The sequence below is a fragment of the Bradyrhizobium yuanmingense genome (assembly GCF_900094575.1).
Classification (GTDB): domain Bacteria; phylum Pseudomonadota; class Alphaproteobacteria; order Rhizobiales; family Xanthobacteraceae; genus Bradyrhizobium; species Bradyrhizobium yuanmingense.
On record NZ_FMAE01000001.1, the window covers coordinates 629,126 to 646,287 of the forward strand.

General features: G+C 64.9%; 18 protein-coding genes and 1 riboswitch. Of the genes, 8 read left to right on the top strand and 10 right to left on the bottom strand.

What is annotated here, in order from left to right; genetic code table 11:
• Positions 1-24: 24 nt before the first annotated feature.
• Together GA0061099_RS02790 and GA0061099_RS02795 are read right to left on the bottom strand one after the other, a co-directional pair.
• Positions 25-1,239 (bottom strand): CaiB/BaiF CoA transferase family protein, encoded by a 1,215-nt coding sequence (locus tag GA0061099_RS02790; RefSeq protein ID WP_050995965.1) that lies wholly within the window; start codon positions 1,237-1,239, stop codon positions 25-27.
• Entirely contained in the window at positions 1,236-2,171 is a 936-nt protein-coding gene (locus GA0061099_RS02795) for a hydroxymethylglutaryl-CoA lyase (protein WP_036004099.1), read from the bottom strand. The genes GA0061099_RS02790 and GA0061099_RS02795 overlap by 4 nt, the downstream gene beginning before the upstream one ends.
• Positions 2,172-2,261: 90 nt before the next feature.
• Here GA0061099_RS02795 and GA0061099_RS02800 point away from each other — a divergent pair, with 90 nt between their 5' ends.
• Entirely contained in the window at positions 2,262-3,170 is a 909-nt protein-coding gene (locus GA0061099_RS02800; protein ID WP_051056869.1) for a GntR family transcriptional regulator, read from the top strand.
• Between the two features lie 84 nt (positions 3,171-3,254).
• A complete protein-coding gene (locus GA0061099_RS02805; protein ID WP_167361643.1) occupies positions 3,255-4,334 on the top strand; it encodes an Acg family FMN-binding oxidoreductase in 1,080 nt (359 codons plus the stop codon).
• Here GA0061099_RS02805 and GA0061099_RS02810 read toward each other — a convergent pair.
• Positions 4,331-4,930 carry a hypothetical protein gene (locus GA0061099_RS02810; RefSeq protein WP_036026134.1) on the bottom strand — a complete coding sequence of 200 codons (600 nt, stop codon included), beginning with the start codon at positions 4,928-4,930 and terminating at the stop codon, positions 4,331-4,333. The two genes, GA0061099_RS02805 and GA0061099_RS02810, sit on opposite strands and share 4 nt — an antisense overlap.
• Before the next feature lie 111 nt (positions 4,931-5,041).
• Between GA0061099_RS02810 and GA0061099_RS02815 the strand changes: the two genes are divergently transcribed.
• Positions 5,042-5,881 carry a nucleotidyltransferase domain-containing protein gene (locus tag GA0061099_RS02815; RefSeq protein ID WP_036026135.1) on the top strand — a complete coding sequence of 280 codons (840 nt, stop codon included), beginning with the start codon at positions 5,042-5,044 and terminating at the stop codon, positions 5,879-5,881.
• Between the two features lie 4 nt (positions 5,882-5,885).
• Here the strand turns inward: GA0061099_RS02815 and GA0061099_RS02820 are convergent, their stop codons facing one another.
• Both GA0061099_RS02820 and GA0061099_RS02825 read right to left on the bottom strand, forming a co-directional pair.
• On the bottom strand, positions 5,886-6,521 hold the full coding sequence (locus GA0061099_RS02820) for a hypothetical protein (protein WP_036004087.1): 636 nt from the start codon (positions 6,519-6,521) through the stop codon (positions 5,886-5,888).
• A gap of 191 nt (positions 6,522-6,712) precedes the next feature.
• Positions 6,713-7,576, bottom strand: a complete 864-nt coding sequence (locus GA0061099_RS02825; RefSeq protein WP_036004084.1) for a DUF1194 domain-containing protein — start codon at positions 7,574-7,576, stop codon at positions 6,713-6,715.
• A gap of 259 nt (positions 7,577-7,835) precedes the next feature.
• Positions 7,836-7,912: riboswitch (Fluoride riboswitch) on the top strand.
• 118 nt (positions 7,913-8,030) lie between these two features.
• Between GA0061099_RS02825 and GA0061099_RS02830 the strand changes: the two genes are divergently transcribed.
• The 3 genes from GA0061099_RS02830 (at position 8,031) to clpS (ending at position 10,087) form a co-directional block, all read left to right on the top strand.
• Positions 8,031-9,233: an MFS transporter gene (locus GA0061099_RS02830; protein ID WP_057027003.1), complete on the top strand. Its 1,203-nt coding sequence runs from the start codon at positions 8,031-8,033 to the stop codon at positions 9,231-9,233.
• 28 nt (positions 9,234-9,261) lie between these two features.
• The gene (gene crcB, locus GA0061099_RS02835) at positions 9,262-9,645 is read left to right on the top strand and encodes a fluoride efflux transporter CrcB (protein ID WP_036026142.1); all 384 of its coding nucleotides are present in this window, start codon (positions 9,262-9,264) and stop codon (positions 9,643-9,645) included.
• A gap of 136 nt (positions 9,646-9,781) precedes the next feature.
• Entirely contained in the window at positions 9,782-10,087 is a 306-nt protein-coding gene (gene clpS / locus GA0061099_RS02840; protein ID WP_036004073.1) for an ATP-dependent Clp protease adapter ClpS, read from the top strand.
• 27 nt (positions 10,088-10,114) lie between these two features.
• Here clpS and GA0061099_RS02845 read toward each other — a convergent pair whose 3' ends face one another.
• The 4 genes from GA0061099_RS02845 to fabI form a co-directional block, all read right to left on the bottom strand.
• Positions 10,115-11,320: an adenylate/guanylate cyclase domain-containing protein gene (locus GA0061099_RS02845; RefSeq protein ID WP_036026144.1), complete on the bottom strand. Its 1,206-nt coding sequence runs from the start codon at positions 11,318-11,320 to the stop codon at positions 10,115-10,117.
• Between the two features lie 62 nt (positions 11,321-11,382).
• Positions 11,383-12,471 (bottom strand): chorismate synthase, encoded by a 1,089-nt coding sequence (gene aroC, locus GA0061099_RS02850; protein ID WP_036026145.1) that lies wholly within the window; start codon positions 12,469-12,471, stop codon positions 11,383-11,385.
• 201 nt (positions 12,472-12,672) lie between these two features.
• Positions 12,673-13,272, bottom strand: coding sequence for a histidine phosphatase family protein (locus GA0061099_RS02855; protein WP_074447525.1), 600 nt, complete (start codon positions 13,270-13,272; stop codon positions 12,673-12,675).
• A 12-nt stretch (positions 13,273-13,284) separates the two neighbouring features.
• Positions 13,285-14,100 carry an enoyl-ACP reductase FabI gene (gene fabI, locus GA0061099_RS02860; RefSeq protein ID WP_018648668.1) on the bottom strand — a complete coding sequence of 272 codons (816 nt, stop codon included), beginning with the start codon at positions 14,098-14,100 and terminating at the stop codon, positions 13,285-13,287.
• Between the two features lie 172 nt (positions 14,101-14,272).
• Here fabI and GA0061099_RS02865 point away from each other — a divergent pair, with 172 nt between their 5' ends.
• Together GA0061099_RS02865 and GA0061099_RS02870 are read left to right on the top strand one after the other, a co-directional pair.
• Positions 14,273-14,761, top strand: a complete 489-nt coding sequence (locus GA0061099_RS02865; RefSeq protein WP_036004059.1) for an RNA polymerase sigma factor — start codon at positions 14,273-14,275, stop codon at positions 14,759-14,761.
• A 106-nt stretch (positions 14,762-14,867) separates the two neighbouring features.
• Entirely contained in the window at positions 14,868-15,638 is a 771-nt protein-coding gene (locus GA0061099_RS02870; protein WP_036031043.1) for an anti-sigma factor family protein, read from the top strand.
• A 400-nt stretch (positions 15,639-16,038) separates the two neighbouring features.
• Here GA0061099_RS02870 and GA0061099_RS02875 read toward each other — a convergent pair whose 3' ends face one another.
• Entirely contained in the window at positions 16,039-17,001 is a 963-nt protein-coding gene (locus GA0061099_RS02875; protein ID WP_036031040.1) for a DnaJ C-terminal domain-containing protein, read from the bottom strand.
• Between the last annotated feature and the right edge of the window lie 161 nt (positions 17,002-17,162).

Here is a 17,162-nt window from a genome sequence, read left to right on the forward strand (position 1 = left end):
GTTCTTGTTCAATCGCGCGGTCCGTCAGGACGGCGGGACCTTGATTGTCCCTGCTTGTCGCAGCTGTTCGATCTCATCCGGCGACATCCCGATCTCGCGCAGGATGTCGCCGCTGTGCTCGCCGATACCGGGTGGATCGTAGCGGTTGGACAGCCGCTTTCCGTCCATGGCAATCGGCAACAGCGGTGTCTTGACCTCATTACCGTCAGGCAAACGGATGTCGGTCAGGCCGCCGGATTGGTTGAGATGCGGATCATCGAAGAGATCGCCGGGCTTGTTCACCGGTGCGTAGGGCAGATCGAGCTGCTCGAGCCGCGCGGCGAGATCGGCCTTGTCCCATTGCTTGAAGATATTCGCGATTTCCGGGATCAACCAGCCGCGATGATCGACCCGGCCATTGCTGGTCGCAAAGCGTGGATCGGAGAGCCAGGCTTCGCGATCGAAGGCGCGACAGAACGCTTCCCATTGCTCTTCACCGACGATGGTGACGAACAGTTTTGAGCCATCCCTGGTGTCGAAGAGGTCGTAGACGGGCCACGGGCTGTCCTTGATCGAATAGGGGATCGATGGCTGCCCGCTGACCACCTCGCACATCATCGCCTGGGCCATCAGGAACACGTTGTTCTCATACAGCGCACTCTGGATGTAGCGGCCCCGGCCGGTACGCTGCCGCTCGGCGAGCGCGGCCTGGATCGCGATCACACCGAACATGCCGCCCATGACGTCATTGACCGAGGCGCCAGCGCGCATCGGCCTGTCGGGCAAGCCGGTCATGTAGGCGAGGCCGCCCATCATCTGCACGACTTCGTCGAGCGCCAGGCGGTTCTCGTAAGGACCAGGCAGATAGCCCTTGAGCGAGCAATAGATCAGGCGCGGTGCGAAAGCCGCGACGCTCTCGTAGTCGAGACCAATCCGCTTCAACAGGCCCGGCCGGAAGTTCTCGATCAGCACGTCGCTGTGCTCGAGCAGTCTGCGTGCGATGTCCTGGCCCTGCGCTGTCGACGTGTCCAGAGCGATGCTGCGCTTGTTGCGGCTGTAGGTCGCAAAGAAGCCGGCGGCAGGTCCCTTGAAGGCGCGGGTACGGTCACCCTTGGGCGGCTCGACCTTGATCACGTCGGCACCGAGATCGGCCAGGATCAAGCCGCAGCTCGGCCCCATCACCATCTGACTGAACTCGATGACCCGAAGGCCTGCCAAAGGACGAAGCTCAGATCCCGTCTCACGCACAGCCATGGTCATGCCGCGCTCCGCAGGAGCTTGGGAATTCCGGCCTCGTGCAGATGCCCGGTCAGATGGTCTGCGGGGATGTGGCGGGCGAGAATCTCGCGGGTCTGCATCAGGCGGTCGAGGTCGATGCCGGTGGAGAGCCCCATGCGCTCCAGCATGAACACCAGATCCTCGGTGACGATGTTACCGCGTGCGCCCGGAGCGAAGGGACATCCGCCGAGGCCGGATACGGCGGCATCGAAACGGCGAATGCCCGCTTCAAGGCCGGCGACGGCATTGGCCAGGCCGGCGCCGAGCGTATCGTGCAGATGCAGCCGCAGCGTCATTTGCGACCCGAGCTCGCGCTGCACCGCCCCGACGATCTGCCGGATCGATTTCGGCGTCGCATAACCGACGGTGTCGGCAAGCCCGATCTCGTCGGCACGCGCTTCGGCAAAAGCGCGCGCAACCCGGCACACCGCCGCTTCGCTCACCTCCCCTTCCAGCGAGCAGCCGAAGGAGGTGGAGATCGCCCCCATCAAGCGCGGCCGCTGCCCCAACGGCTGGGCGTCGATCGCAGCGCGGACTGCGCGAAACCCCTCGACCTGCTCGTCGACCGAGCGGCGCACGTTTGCGCGGTTGTGCGTCTCGCTGGCCGAGATGACGAAATAGACGGCGTCGACGCCGGCGCCGATGGCGCGCTCGGCGCCCTTCGGGTTCGGCACCAGCGCACCGATGAGAGTCGATTTGTGCATGAGCGCATGCGCCATCACCGCATCAACGTCGGCGAATTGCGGCACGACCTTCGGCGGGACGAACGACCCGGCATCGATCTCGCGTATGCCCGCGGCGGCGATCATGTCGATCAACGCGCATTTGGCCTCGGTCGGAACGAAGATGTCCAGGTTCTGAAGACCATCGCGGGGCGCGACCTCGCAAATGTGGACATCGGGCTCGCGGGCCATGTGGGTCTCCCTGGGGACGATTGTATATCGTTGCATAAAAGAACAATCCATGAGACAGTCTGTCAAGCCCTAAAACTTGCGTGCACTGCAATGAGCGCCACCGACAGTTCCCGACCGCGCAGCGACAAGAACGGTTCCGAGCGGGCCGAGCAGCTCGCCGGCCTGATCATGGCGCTAGCCCGCCGCGAAGGCATGAAGGCCGGAGACCGCTTGGTCGAACAAAGGCTTGCGGATGCGCTGGATCTTTCACGCGCGCCGATCCGGCTCGGCCTGAAGGCCCTGGAAGCGGCGGGGCTGGCGCGCGGCGAGCCGCATCGCGGCTTCGTGCTGGCGAAGAATCCGACCAGCGGCGCCGCCCAACCGGCGCTCGCGGCCGTCAGGCGCGGCGAGCAGGTTTATACGGCCATCGCAGGGGACGTGCTCGCGAGCCGACTCCCAGCCGACGTCACGGAGGCGGAGCTCTTGCGCCGCTATGATCTGAGCCGCGCGGAGTTGCAGCGGCTGCTGGACCGTATCGCCGCCGAGGGCTGGATCGCACGCCTGCCCGGCTATGGCTGGCGTTTCGCGGAGACGGTCTCGAGCCCCGAAGCGCAGGCGCAGGCCAAGGCGTTTCGCGCGGTGATCGAGCCGGCGGCGATCGCACAGCCCGGCTTTGCGCTGCCCCAGGAGGTGATCACACGCCTGCGTGAGCGCCAACAGCGGGTCTTCGACGGCGAAATCGAGAAGATGACGATTGGCGAGATCTTTCACTCCGGCTGCGAATTCCACGAGGAGATCATCCGCGGAACAGGCAATCCATTCTTCCTCGAAGCGCTCAAGCGTGTGAACTCGATCAGGCGCCTGTTCGCCTATCGCAGCTTCGCCGATCGTGACGGCATGAGGCGGCACGTGCGCGAGCATCTGCGCCTGCTCGACGTTCTGGAAGCGCGGCGCTACAGCGAAGCCGCCGACCTGATGGCCCGCCACCTGCAGCGTCCGCTGGTCGCCGGCGTATCGTGATCCTGCCGACCTTGATTCCGGTCAATCTTCTCGGCGCCGCCTGGCGCTAAGAATGCCTCATCATGGGGTGTGGAGCGGAAGTCCGTGGCCAACCGGCGACAATTCATCACGACCGCGCTCGGGCTTTCTGCGGCAGCGATCGGCAGCCCTTCCGCCGCGCTGGCGGCGATGACCTATGACGAGGCCGTCAGCTCGTCACGGGCTTCGCTGCGACCAGCCCCCAGGGATCGCGAGCTGGTCCGGTTTGCGACGCTTGCGGCCAACAGCCACAACACCCAGCCGTGGATCTTCGCCGTCCGCGGCAATGTCATCACGATTGCGCCTGACGTCGCGCGGCGCTGTCCGGCCGTCGATCCCGACGATCATCATCTCTTCGTCAGTCTCGGCTGTGCCGCCGAAAACCTCATCCTCGCCGCGGCCACGCTGGGCTGGCGCGCCGATCCGGTCGTCGACGGCGATCGCATCGTGATCACGCTCGACGAGGCCGCTCCTGCCGCATCGGCCCTGGCCGATGCAATTCCCGTCAGGCAATGCACCCGCGCGGCCTTCGCCGGCAAGCCTGCCGCGCCCGAGATGCTGCGCCAGCTCGAGAACGCCTGCCGGCAACCCGGCGTCGCTGCGATCCTGATCACCGAGCGTGCCGGGATGGCTGAGGTCGCCGACTATGTGCTCGAAGGCAATTCGGCGCAGATGCGCGACAAGGCCTTCATGCGCGAGCTCGTCGACTGGATCCGCTTCAACGAGGCAGAGGCGGTCGCGACCATGGACGGGTTGTTCGCGCCCGCATCGGGAAATCCTGCGCTGCCGTCCTGGATAGCCCGGCCGCTTCTGAAGCTGTTCTTCACCGAAAGCGGAGAAAACAAGAAATACCGCGAGCAGCTCGACAGCTCGGCCGGTGTCGTCGTGCTTGCTGCCGATCGCAGCGACACCTCGCACTGGATCGCGGTCGGCCGCGCCTGCCAGCGCTTCGGCTTGCAGGCGACCGCACTGGGACTGAAATATTCCTTCGTCAACCAGCCGGTCGAGGTCGCAGCACTGAGGCAGCAATTCGCGACCCGGCTCGGCCTCGGCGAACGACGCCCCGACATCGTAATGCGCTTCGGCACCGGCCCAAGCCTGCCGAAATCGCTGCGGCGTCCACCGGAGCTGGTGATGCGATCTTAGCGTCGCAGGCCGCTCAGCGCCGGCGATTCGCCGGGCAGCATGTTCGATCTGATATCGCTGTCCATGCGGCCCGAATCCTGCTGGGTGTAGCCGACGCCGAACGACAGGCTGACATTTGAGGTCGGCTTGAATTCGACACCCGCAAACCCGCCATAGCCGGGCGCGGCGGTGGAGGTGAGCGGCGCCAGCGAGCTGCCGATGCCGTTGCCGTATTTCAGCGTGTCGAAGCCGGCGAAAAAGGTGACGGGCATGCCGCCGCCGGTCTTCATCTGATAGCCGAATTGCGTGCTGTCATAAGAAAGCGCGCTGAAATTGCCGAGCGAGCCCGCCTGGTTGAAGCCGCTCAATCCGAGATTGCCGCGTTCGCGACCGATGAAGAAGCCGTTCGCAGAGCTCGTACGCCAATCGGCCTCTCCGGCGTTGAAGCCCGCAAAGTTGCCATAGCTGTCGGAGCTCAGGCCGGCAGCGCCGCCAAGGCCGAAAGGCCCGCCGGGAATCCAATATCGCAGCGGCGCCACTTGCGCGTGAACCGGCGCTCCGTCGAGGCAGAACACGGCGAGAGCTGCAAGAGCGCATGAGCGTGCAAGGTCGAACATTCTGGCTACCGTCTGAAACACTGCAAAACTATACTCCTCGACCATCCTCAATGCCAGCGGAGCGACCGCGCCGGCCCTCGCGGCCGCAAGTCTTTCGGGGAACCGCACCTGATGCCGGACGATCCGCTGCTCACCCGCCTAGCATCCGTTGTTGCCGATGTACCTGGCGTTCAAGCTGTTGTGCTCGGCGGCTCTCGCGCGCGGGGCCGCGCGCACGCGGCCTCGGACTACGATATCGGACTCTATTTCAAGTCAGCGCTGGACACCGGACGGTTGCTGGCCGCCGCGAAGACGATCGCGGACGATCCCGCCGCCACGACGGTGACGCCCGTCGGAGAATGGGGGCCCAGGATCGTCGGTGGCGCCTGGCTTTCGGTGGAAGGCCGCAAGGTCGACCTGCTCTACCGCGACGCCGACGCGGTCGAGGCCGTCATGAAATCCTGCGGCGCCGGCGCGGTCACCATGGACTACCAGCCCGGCCATCCGCATGGCTTCTGCTCGGCGATCTGGATGGGCGAGATCGCATATTGTCAGCCGCTGCACGATCCGACCGGCCTGATTGCCCGGCTCAAGTCGATCGCGCTTCCCTATCCGGAGCCACTGCGCAGCGCCCTGATCCGGCGCTTCCAATGGGAAGTCCTGTTCAGTATCGAAAATGCCGAGCTCGCGGCCGCACGCAACGAAAGGACCCATGTCGCGGGCTGCCTCTACAGATCGCTCGCCTGCGTCGCGCAGGTGCTGTTCGCACTGAACGAGCGCTATCTGATCAACGAGAAGGGGGCGCTGCAGGAGGCAGCCAGCTTGCCGCTGACGATTCCGCACCTGGTGGAGCAGTCCGACCGGATCTGGCAACTCGTCGCTGATGGCGGTTTCGCGCAGGCCTGCGCAATCCTGCGGCAGGTCGACCGAGAATTGAAGGCGCTGGCTCACCCCGGCGGAACAGCGCTGTAAAGGGTTATGCGGTCTTGTCGACCGAAGACGACGAATCCGCCGGCGGATATTTCGTCACCGGCACCATGAAGGATTTGGTGCCGACCTGGTAGATGATCTTGCCGTTCTGCCCGTCGTCGCTTGCGATCTGCGTCTGTCCGAACATGATGACGTTCTTGTAGACGAAGCCGGTGCCCTTGCGGGTGACGCCGTCGGTGGTGACGCTGACCTCGGCCTCCTTGCCATTGACGGACAGCACCTTGAAGCTCGCGCTCTTGCCGTTCTCGCTGGAATAGCCGCCCCAGCTTCCCATCAGGCGGCTGTCGGACGCGGGCGGGTCCTGCTTTTGCAGATTTGCAGTCTGCTTGCCGACGCCCCCGAACGAGAACAGCATCACCATGTTCTTGCCGTCCTTGGTGCCGACCGTGACCCCGCCGAAGGTGATGAGCGTGCCCTGAACCTCGCCGAAGCCGCGCTCGGTGCGTCCGTTGTGGGTGTACTCGACCTGCGCCCGGGCGCCGCGGATGTTGACGACCTTGAAGCCGACGGGCTGGTTGTTGCCCACCCAATTGCCCTTCCAGTCACCGAGCAGAGCGCTCTGGCGATACAGCCGCTCGTTGGCGGGCGAAATCTGGCTGGTGCTCGATGTGACGATGGCCATTGGATTGCTCGGACGGGCCTGACAAACCCGCTTTCGCTGGCTTGGGCAGGTCAGGATGCCGGCGGGAACGAACAGTAACGATGCGATTAGGGCCACGCACCCGTTAACGAGCCGTTAAGCGCGCGCGTCGGCCGGGCGGGCAAAAGATCTCAGCCGGAACTGGCGTGATGCCACCGGAGAAAACCGCCCCCTCACCGCCCCCAGCGATCGGACCAGATCTTCTCGCCGATGAGGCAATTGACGCGCGGCTCCTTGTCGGCAACCGGCATCACGGGCCGCTCCGGGGTGCGGCCGGCGATTTCCATCAGCAGCTTGGTGCGGATCGCTTCCTTGAACTTGTCGCGCTCCTTGATCGTGATGACGAAGGACCCCGGCCCTCCGATGACGCAGTCCTCGTAATAAAGATCGAGATTGTCGATATCCATGGTCGAATAGGACGGCTCCTTGACCATGATCGGCAGGCCGTTGATGACGATGCCTTTCTCCAGCGCGGCGTCACGCGCCATCGTGACCGGGCCGCCATTGTTGTTCGGACCGTCGCCGGAAATGTCGATGACGCGGCGCAGGCCGCGATAGGGATCCTCGTCGAACAGCGGCATCGCGAAGTTGATCGCGCCTGATATCGAGGTGCGCGAAGCGCGCCGGATCGGCGTCTTCATGATCTCGGCGGCAACCGCGTCCGCCGTCTCCGGACCATCGATCAGCCGCCAGGGAATGATGATCTTCTGGTCGCTGGAGGCGGCCCACTCGAAATAGGTCACTGCGATGCGGCCGTTCGGGCCGAGCTTCAGCGCCTGCAGGAACTCCTTCGACTGGATCGCCTGTGCATAGCCCTCGCGCTGGATCGCGAGCTCGTCCATGTCCATCGAGTAGGACACGTCGACCGCGAGGATCAGCTCGACATCGACGCTCTGCGCGTCCTTGTCGGCCGCAAGCCGCTGCGGTTGAGTTCTGGGCGATTCGAATTTGGGTCCTGGTGCCGCGATGCCCGCGACGTCCCCTCCGGCGAACATGCCGGCCACCAGCACAGCCCCGATCGAGAACAGCAAACGCATCGCAGTCTCCCGTCGTATGACGCGATGGTGACATGCAATCGGCTTGCCGCAAAGGCCGAAGATCGCTTGTGCTTCACATTCGAGTTAGGAATTCACACGTTACGCAAGTCTGCCGCCATGTTGCCGCGCTTGCGTCGGGAACAGGGGCGATCTCAAGAGCCGTCGTTCCGGGACTCGCGAAGCGAGGGCCCGGAATCCAGCTCCCGGCGGAGGCACGCGACCCCGCCCACTTGTCCGGCACGATTTCCATGCTAGGTTGGTCGCAGATGGGGATGGAGTCCCCCGACAACCGCCCGGCGATCGATGACCTCATGGGCTGATGACTCCTGCTCGAGGAGAGGCAATCTTGGGCCTCTGCCTTTGGCGGGAGCATGGACACACCCGCCGATGGCGGGTTTTTTGTTGCCTGCTGGCGGCCGGCAGGCGAATGCGAGGGGACCACGAAGACGTGACGATGACGACACCGAATGCCGTACGTACCACACTGCCCAGAGGGATCTGGGTGCTCGGCTTTGTCTCGATGTTCATGGACATCTCCTCCGAGATGATCCACGCGCTGCTGCCGGTCTATCTCGTCACCGTGCTCGGCGCCTCCACCCTCACCGTCGGCTTCATCGAGGGCATTGCCGAGGCGACCGCCTCGATCACCAAGATCTTCTCCGGTGCGCTGTCGGACTGGCTCGGCCGCCGCAAGCTGCTCGCCGCGCTCGGCTATGGGCTGGCCGCCTTCACCAAGCCGCTGTTCCCGCTCGCGCCCAGCGTCGGATGGCTGGTAGCGGCGCGCTTCATCGATCGAGTCGGCAAGGGCATTCGCGGCGCGCCGCGCGATGCGCTGATCGCCGATATCGCCCCGGTCGGCCTGCGCGGCGCGAGCTTTGGCCTGCGGCAATCGCTCGACACGATCGGCGCCTTCGTCGGGCCGCTCGTGGCCATCGGCCTGATGTGGTGGACGGCCGACAATTTTACCCTCGTGTTCTGGGTGGCGGTGCTGCCGGCCTTCCTGTCCTTCGGGCTGATCGCGTTCGCGGTGAAGGAGCCGGAGCCCGATCCGAGCCGGAAACGTGCGGAAAATCCGCTCAATCTCGCCGCAATGCGCCAGCTCGGAGCGGTCTATTGGCGCGTCGTCGCCGTGGGCGTCGTGTTCACGCTCGCGCGCTTCAGCGAGGCCTTCCTAATCTTGCGCGCACAGAACATCGGGCTCGACGTGATGTGGGTGCCGGCTGTACTGGTGCTGATGAACGTCGCCTATGCACTGTCGGCCTATCCGGCCGGCGTGCTGTCGGACCGGATCAACCGGACCGGCCTGCTCGCGCTCGGCCTGGTCTTCCTCGCCGCGGCCGACCTCGCGCTGGCGCTGCTCCCGAGCCTTGCGGGCCTCGCGCTCGGAGTCGTGCTGTGGGGACTCCATATGGGACTGACGCAGGGCCTGCTCTCGGCCATGGTCGCCGATGCCGCCCCGCCAAGCCTGCGCGGCACCGCCTTCGGCTATTTCAACCTGTTCACCGGGCTTGCCTTGCTGGCTGCGAGCGTGATCGCGGGTGCGCTGTGGGACGCCTATGGACCGGCGGGAACGTTTCTTGCCGGGCTTGGATTCGCGCTGGTTTCGCTGGTGGGGCTGCTCGCCGTCGGCAAAGGTCTGGCCACCGAGGGCAAGTGAAGCAAATGGCGAAGTGGGGAACGAGACATTGAACATTCAATACATCCTCGCCGTTGCCGGCGGCGGAGCGCTCGGCGCGGTCATACGCTATCTCGTTGCGATCGGGTCGGGCCGCGCGTTCGGTACGGATTTTCCGTGGGGCACGCTGATCGTCAACGTCACCGGATCGTTCCTGATCGGCATTTTTACCGCGCTGTTCGCGACCAAATGGAACCTGCCGCAGGCCGCGCGGATGTTTCTGACGGTCGGAGTTTGTGGCGGATACACGACGTTCTCGACGTTCTCGCTGGATGCCTGGTATCTGATCGAGCGCGGCCAGACATGGGCATCTGCCGCCTACATGATTGCGTCGGTCGTGCTGTCGGTGGGCGCTCTGATCGCCGCATTACAGCTCGTTCGCGCACTTCCGTAACTCGCGCAGGCGCAAGTCGTGCATTCCTGCCCAGCCGCGACGGCATAGTGGCGAGCGGCCGCATATCTTGGAGCGCTCCCCGCTCCTGCGGTATGATGGCTGGTGGCTCATTCGAGCCAGGGCGTTTCGGGACACGATGAACGACACCGTCACCAAACCGAAAACCAGGACCAGGACCAAGGTCGAGCGGCCGAAGCTCCACAAGGTCATCCTGATCAACGACGACTACACGCCGCGTGAATTCGTCACCATGGTGCTGAAGGCCGAATTCCGCATGACCGAGGATCAGGCCTACAAGGTGATGATCACCGCGCACAAGCTGGGCGCCTGCGTGGTGGCCGTATTCACCAAGGACGTCGCCGAAACCAAGGCAACGCGCGCCACCGACGCCGGCCGCGCCAAGGGCTATCCGCTATTGTTCACGACGGAGCCGGAGGAATAGGCTTCATCCTGCGACGATGAATGGCCTTCAGCTCAGTGCACATCGCGCCATCACCACCGGCGTCTCCTCCGCCAGCCCGTAGACGCGCTGCGCCTTGGAAAATCCTGCGATCGGAAACTCGCCGAGCTGGTGCCAATCATGGCGGCAGACATTGGCAAAACCTTCCGAGGCGACGACGGTCCGCCCCAGGCGCCCCGCGATCTTCTCCAGCCTTGCCGCGAGATTGACCGCCGGGCCGATGCAGGTGAAGTCGAGGCGGTTGCCGCCGCCGATATTGCCGTAAAGGATGTTGCCGACATGCAGCGCGACGCCGAAGCGGAAGCGCTCGACGGCCTCGCCCACCGGAAAGGCGAGCGCCTCGACGCTGGCGCGCGAGTCGCGCGCCGCCTCCAGCACCTGCGCGCAGACATGAGCGGCATCGCCGACATATTCGTCGATCGGGAACACGGCGAGCAGGCCGTCGCCCATGAACTTCAGCACCTCGCCGCCATGGTCTCGGATCGCCGTGACTTGGCAGTCGAAATAATGATTGAGGATCTGGACAACCGTCTCGGGCGGCAGCCGGTCCGACAGCGCGGTGAAGCCGCGCAGGTCCGACAGCCAGATCGCCGCCTGCATGGTGTCGTTGTGACCGCGGCGGATCTGGCCGCCGAGGATGCGCGCGCCGGCGCGATTACCGACATAGGTGTCGAGCAGCATCTCGGCGGTGCGGCGCATAGTGATGATCTCGCTGATGCGTGCGAGAGGCGCTATGAGAGCTCGGATGGCTGCGATGTCGTCGTCGCTGAAGCCGCCGGGCTGCCGCGTGATCCAGCTCGTCGCGTGAATGGAGCCGTCGAGAAAAGGCACCGGCACCGCGATATAATCGGTCGCGCCTTCGGCGTGCATGTCCTCGAGGAACGGAAATCGCTTGCTGTCGGGGTCGCCTGCGCGGCCCCTGACCTCGATGCCCTGCTCGAAAACCACGCGAAGCGGGCTGTGGGCGAATTGGGGCGTGTCCAGGATCTCAAAATCGACGCTGCCGATTTCAACTCCCTCGCCCTGCCGCCAGATGAAGTTGCGGCCGAAGACTTCGGGATGCAGCGTGCGGATGAAGATGCCGAACCGCCACAGCGGCAGGCCCGCCGCGATCAGACGTTCGCAGAAATCGGCAATCCCTACGGCCGGCTCCTGAGCCGCCCAAGTGCCGTCGATCAGCCAGTTGGTGATGCGCTGAAGCTCGGAGCTGTTCATGGCCGCATTTGCGGACGAAGTTGCGGGGCCGTCAAGCTGCGCGGTGGACTAGTACCGCGAGTTCAACGCCCGACCTGTCCGCGATCGCGCAGGAAGTGATCGGCCAGCACGCAGGCCATCATGGCCTCGCCGACGGGGACGGCGCGAATGCCGACGCAGGGATCGTGGCGGCCCTTGGTGAATATCTCGGTCTCGGTGCCTTGCCGATCGACGGTGAGACGCGGCTGCAGGATCGACGAGGTCGGCTTCACCGCGAAACGTACCACCACGGGCTGCCCGGTGGAGATACCGCCCAGCACGCCGCCGGCGTGGTTGGAGAGGAAGCGCGTGCCGTCATTGCCGGAGCGCATCTCGTCGGCGTTCTGTTCGCCCGTCAGTTCTGCCGCACCAAAACCGGCGCCGATCTCGACGCCCTTCACCGCGTTGATGGTCATCATCGCGCCCGCCAGATCGGAATCGAGCTTGGCGTAGATCGGCGCGCCGAGACCTGCCGGCACGCCCTCGGCGACGACCTCGATCACGGCGCCGATCGAGGAGCCGCTTTTGCGGATGCCATCGAGATAGGTCTCGAAGAACGCGGCCTTGTCCTTGTCGGGACAGAAGAAGGGATTCTTGGCGACCTCGTCCCAGTCCCACTTGTCGCGGTCGATCTTGTGCGGGCCGATCTGCACCAGGGCGCCTCGCACCTTCACATCCGGCAGCACTTTCCGCGCGATGGCGCCTGCGGCAACGCGCATCGCGGTCTCGCGCGCCGAGGAGCGCCCGCCGCCGCGATAATCGCGCAGGCCGTACTTCGCCTCATAGGTGAAGTCGGCATGACCGGGACGAAACTTGTCCTTGATCTCGGAATAATCCTTCGAGCGCTGGTCGGTGTTCTCGATCAGAAGGCCGATTGGCGTGCCCGTCGTCACCTGAGCGCCGGTCTCGGGATGGGCCATCACGCCGGACAGGATCTTCACCTGGTCCGGCTCCTGGCGCTGGGTGGTGAAGCGCGACTGGCCGGGACGGCGCCGGTCGAGATCCCGCTGGATGTCGGCCTCGGTGAGCGGGATCATCGGCGGGCAGCCGTCAACCACGCAGCCGATCGCCACCCCATGACTCTCGCCGAAGGTTGTGACGCGGAACATGTGGCCGAAAGTGTTGAAGGACATCCGTATCTGGCTCGTAAGTCAGTTCTGACTTGTGTCGTAACTGTCGTAACGCGCCCTGAAATGAGGGTCAAATGCCCGCCACAGTCGTCATGGCCGCGCTTGTCCCGGCCATCCACGTTCTCGTCCGCCGCGAGCGCAAAAGTCCGTGGATGCCCGGGACGAGCCCGGGCATGACGGCGAGGGTGGGGCAACGCGCCGCCCTTAACTGAACTTCTCCAGCCGCCCGTCGCGGAACACGTAGACGGCGCCCTGCTCGATATAGAGCTCGGCGGCGCCGGCGGGGGTCTCTAGCCCCAGGGACACCATCAGGGCCCGGCAGGTCCCGCCATGGGCGACCGCGACGGTGTCGGTCCGGAGCTCGTCGTACCAGGCGCGCACGCGGACCTGCACGTCGGCGTAGGTCTCCCCACCCGCAGGCCCCACGGTCCATTTGTCGGCGAGGCGCCTCGCATAGATGTCCGGATCCTTCGCCTCGCTCTCGGCCAGCGTCAGCCCCTCCCAGGTGCCGTAGCCGATCTCGCGCAGACGATCGTCGAGCGCGTAATCGGCAGGCGGCAGTTCGAGCTTGCCGCGCGCGAGCTCCATGGTCTGGCGCGCACGGCCGAGCGGGCTCGACACGTAAGCCAGCGCGGCCTTGTCGCGCCCGTCGCGCTTGAACAGGTCGGCGAGAATGCCGCCGGCCTGCACGGCCTGGCTGCGGCCGCGCGCGTTCAACGGAATGTCCCTGGTGCCCTGAAGCCTGCCGAGCGCATTCCACTCGGTCTCGCCGTGGCGAAGATAGTAGATCGTAGGCCTGGGCATTTCAGTTAGAGGCTAGTCCTTCCCGCCAAGCGAGATATCAGGCGCATCCGGCCGCTTCATGCCGAGCACGTGATAGCCGGAATCGACGTGGTGCACCTCGCCGGTGACGCCGCGCGAGAGGTCGGAGAGGAAATACAGCGCGCTGCCGCCGACGTCTTCGGTGGAGACGTTGCGCCGCATCGGCGCATTGGTCTCGTTCCACTTCAGGATATAGCGGAAGTCGCCGATGCCGGACGCCGCCAGCGTCTTGATGGGACCTGCCGAGATCGCGTTGACGCGAATGTTCTTCTCGCCGAGATCGGCGGCGAGATAGCGCACGCTGGCTTCCAGCGCCGCCTTGGCCACGCCCATGACGTTGTAGTGCGGCATCCACTTCTCGGCGCCGTAATAGGAGAGCGTGATCAGCGAGCCGCCATCCGTCATCAGCTTCTCGGCGCGCTGCGCCACCGCCGTGAACGAATAGCAGGAGATCAGCATCGACTTCGAAAAATTCTCCTGCGTGGTGTCGACGTAGCGGCCGTCGAGCTGCTCGCCATAGGCGATCGCATGCACGAGGAAGTCGATCTTGCCCCATTTCTCCTTCAGCACAGCGAAGACGGCATCGATGGTCGCGGCATCGGTGACGTCGCAATGGCCGAGCACGAGGCCGCCGATCTCGGCGGCGAGCGGCTCGACGCGCTTCTTCAGCGCATCGCCCTGATAGGTGAAGGCGAGCTCGGCGCCAGCGGCGTGGCATGCCTTGGCGATTCCCCAGGCGATCGAGCGGTTGTTGGCGACGCCGAGGATGACCCCGCGCTTTCCTTGCATCAGACCCGAATTCTGCGCCATTTTTGCACGTCCCGTCGAACTCTCGTTGAGGTCTGGAGGTACACCAGCCCTCCCTCGCGGTACAGCCCTAATCCGCAGCATTAACGCTGTTTCGAGTGCCGGAATAGCCGTTCCGCTTGGGTGTTATGATCGCTATAGGCGCGCGTCGAACGCCAGGGATGTCAGGACCGCAATGAGTGCGTTTCGCCAGAGTGTGGAAGCCATGATCCCGGCGTTGCGCCGCTACGCCCGCGCGCTCACACGCGATGCGGATGCGGCCGACGATCTGGTCCAGGATACGTTGGTACGCGCGCTGCGTTCGGAGCGGCTGTTTCTCGGAGGCGACGTCAGGAGCTGGCTCTATACGATCCTGACCAACCTCAACAAGAACCGGCGGCGCTCGCTGGCAAGGCGGCCGCAATTCATGCCGCTGACGGACAACAACCCCGATGCCAGCGGGACCGAGGCCGAAGGACGCGACATCGAGAAGGCACTGGCTACTCTCGTCGAGGAGCAGCGTTCGGTGCTGCTGCTGGTGATGCTGGAAGGCATGAGCTACCGCGAGGTTGCCGACATCCAGGGCGTGCCGATCGGCACCGTGATGTCGCGCCTGGCGCGCGCAAGAGCCCACGTCAAAGCCTCGCTGGAGGGCGAGCGTACGGCGCTCAGGCGGGTGAAATGATGGCCGGGTCGATGCATCGAACGATCTCCGCCCGCAGCCGGATAGTGAGCTGCGCGAAGCTAACTCGCAGAAGACATTTTGGGCCGCAGAGCCAGAGACGACCGATATGAACGACCGCAAGATTCCAGTAACCGAGGACGAACTGCACGCCTATGTCGACGGCGAGTTGCCGGCCGAGCGACGCGCCGACGTCGAGGCCTTTCTTGCCGCCCACCCCGAGGACGCCGAGCGGGTGCAATCCTGGCGGACGATGGCCGAGATGCTGCACGCCCGTTACGATGCGATTGCCCATGAACGGGTGCCCGCACGGCTCGAGCTCGAGAGGCTGGAGCGCCGCCCGCGGCAATGGTTTTATGGCGCCGCCGCGGCCGTGCTGGTCGCCTTCGTCGCCGGCGGCACCGCCGGTTGGGTGGCGCATGGCGCCGCCAACGCGCCTTCGACCTTCCGGAGCTTTACGGCGGACGCACTCGACGCCCACCGCCTCTATGTCGTCGAGGTCCGCCACCCCGTTGAGGTCGGCGGCAACGAGCGCGATCACTTGCAGGCCTGGCTGACCCGGCGCTGCGGCTGGACCGTGTTCGCGCCGAACCTGGAGGCGAGCGGGCTGAAGCTGGTCGGCGGCCGGCTTCTGCCGGGACCGAACGGTCCGGCGTCGTTCCTGATGTACGAGGGCGCTTCGGGCGAACGGTACACCATCTACAGCGCCAAGACCGAGAATGGTGCAACGCAAATGCGCTACGCCAAGACGGACAAGGACGGCGCGTTGTTCTGGTCCGAGCGCGGCGTCGGCTACGTCGTCAGCGGCAGCAGCGATCGCGAGCGGCTGACCAAGGTGGCGCAGGCCGTCTACGACCAAGCAGAGAAAAACGGCACCTAGACAACCGCGCAAGGCCAGTGCCCAGATTCCGTCATCGAAAATTTGGAATCAGGACATCGACACGTCTCATTATCGCACCGGGTGCTCACGCGATTATGAGTGGCGTTCGATCCGCCGATCGACGCGGGCGGCCTCGATTGGGGTTTTTGGTACCGCGCTGGTCCCCCTCTCGAGGCCGCACCTTTTTATCGGCTGCCCCGCCGGACAGCCGACACGTCGAGACCATGAAGCGCTACCACGCCTCAGGCGTATGATGGGCATCATCTCCAGGACGATGCCGTGGTCCTTTAGGAGAACCCCTTCAGTTCGCTCTCGCCCTAAAGCGCGATGGCTCGCGCTTTAGCTCTTTGTTTGCGCATGATCTTTCCGGAAAACCGCTCCACACTTTTCCGGACATGCTTTAGCCGACACCGCCACGTGGATTGTAGGGGTGTTGGTCCCGCCACTTCTCCATCAATGCTTCAAGCTCGGCGTCGTTCCCGTCCGGTAGCATAATCCTGATGATGACGAAGAGATCTCCGGTTCCGCCGGCTTTCGGCAGGCCCTTGCCCTTGAGGCGGAAGGTCCGGCCGCTGGACGTGTTCTTGGGGACCGAGAGCTCCACGGCATTGCCGAGGGTCGGCACGCGGACCTTGCCGCCGAGCACCGCCTCGTAGAGCGTGACCGGCAGGTCGATCCTGAGGTCTGCGCCCTCGACCTTGAAGAACGGGTGCGGTGCAATGTTGATGGTGATCAGGAGATCGCCGGGCGGATGGCCCTGCGCACTTTCTCCCTGCCCCCGCAGCCTGATCTGCTGGCCCTCGGTGACCCCGGCCGGAATCTTGACGTTGAGCTCCTTGCCAGTCGGCAGCCGCACACGCTTCTCGCCGCCCTTGACCGCCTCTTCCAGCGAGACGCTCATGGCGACGTTGACGTCGAGATCGAGCCCGATGCCGCCAGTGTCGAACTCGAACTGGGCGCCGCCGCCTGCTCCGGGCCGTGCGCCGCGCATCCCGCCGCCGAACATGCTGTTGAGGATGTCCTCGAACGCACCGCCGCCCGGGCCGCCCGCACCGCCGCTTCGGAACGTATAGCTTTCGAACCCGCCAGGGCCCGCGCGGCCGCGAGGACCGCCGCCGCCCGGAAAACCCTGGAAGCGCGGCTTGCCCTCGGCGTCGATCTCGCCCCGGTCAAACTGCTTGCGCTTGTCCTCGTCGCCGAGGATCTCGTTGGCCGAGTTGATCTCGGCGAAGCGTTCGGCAGCCTTCGGATCACCCTTGTTGCTGTCAGGATGGTGCTTCTTGGCCAGCTTGCGATAGGCGCTTTTGATCGCGGCAGCGCTGGCGCTCCGCGGCACCCCCAAGACCTCATAGGGGTCGCGCATTCGTCACGTCTCCTTCAAGAAATCGAATTGTTCAAAGGGCTCCCCGCCCCACCTGCGGGTGATGTGGGAAGAGAGTGGCATTTTTGCAACTAGGAACGCGAGCTGAAGCTCTATCTTTGGAGCATGGTCTGATCGGAAAACCGGTTCCCACGTTTCCGGAT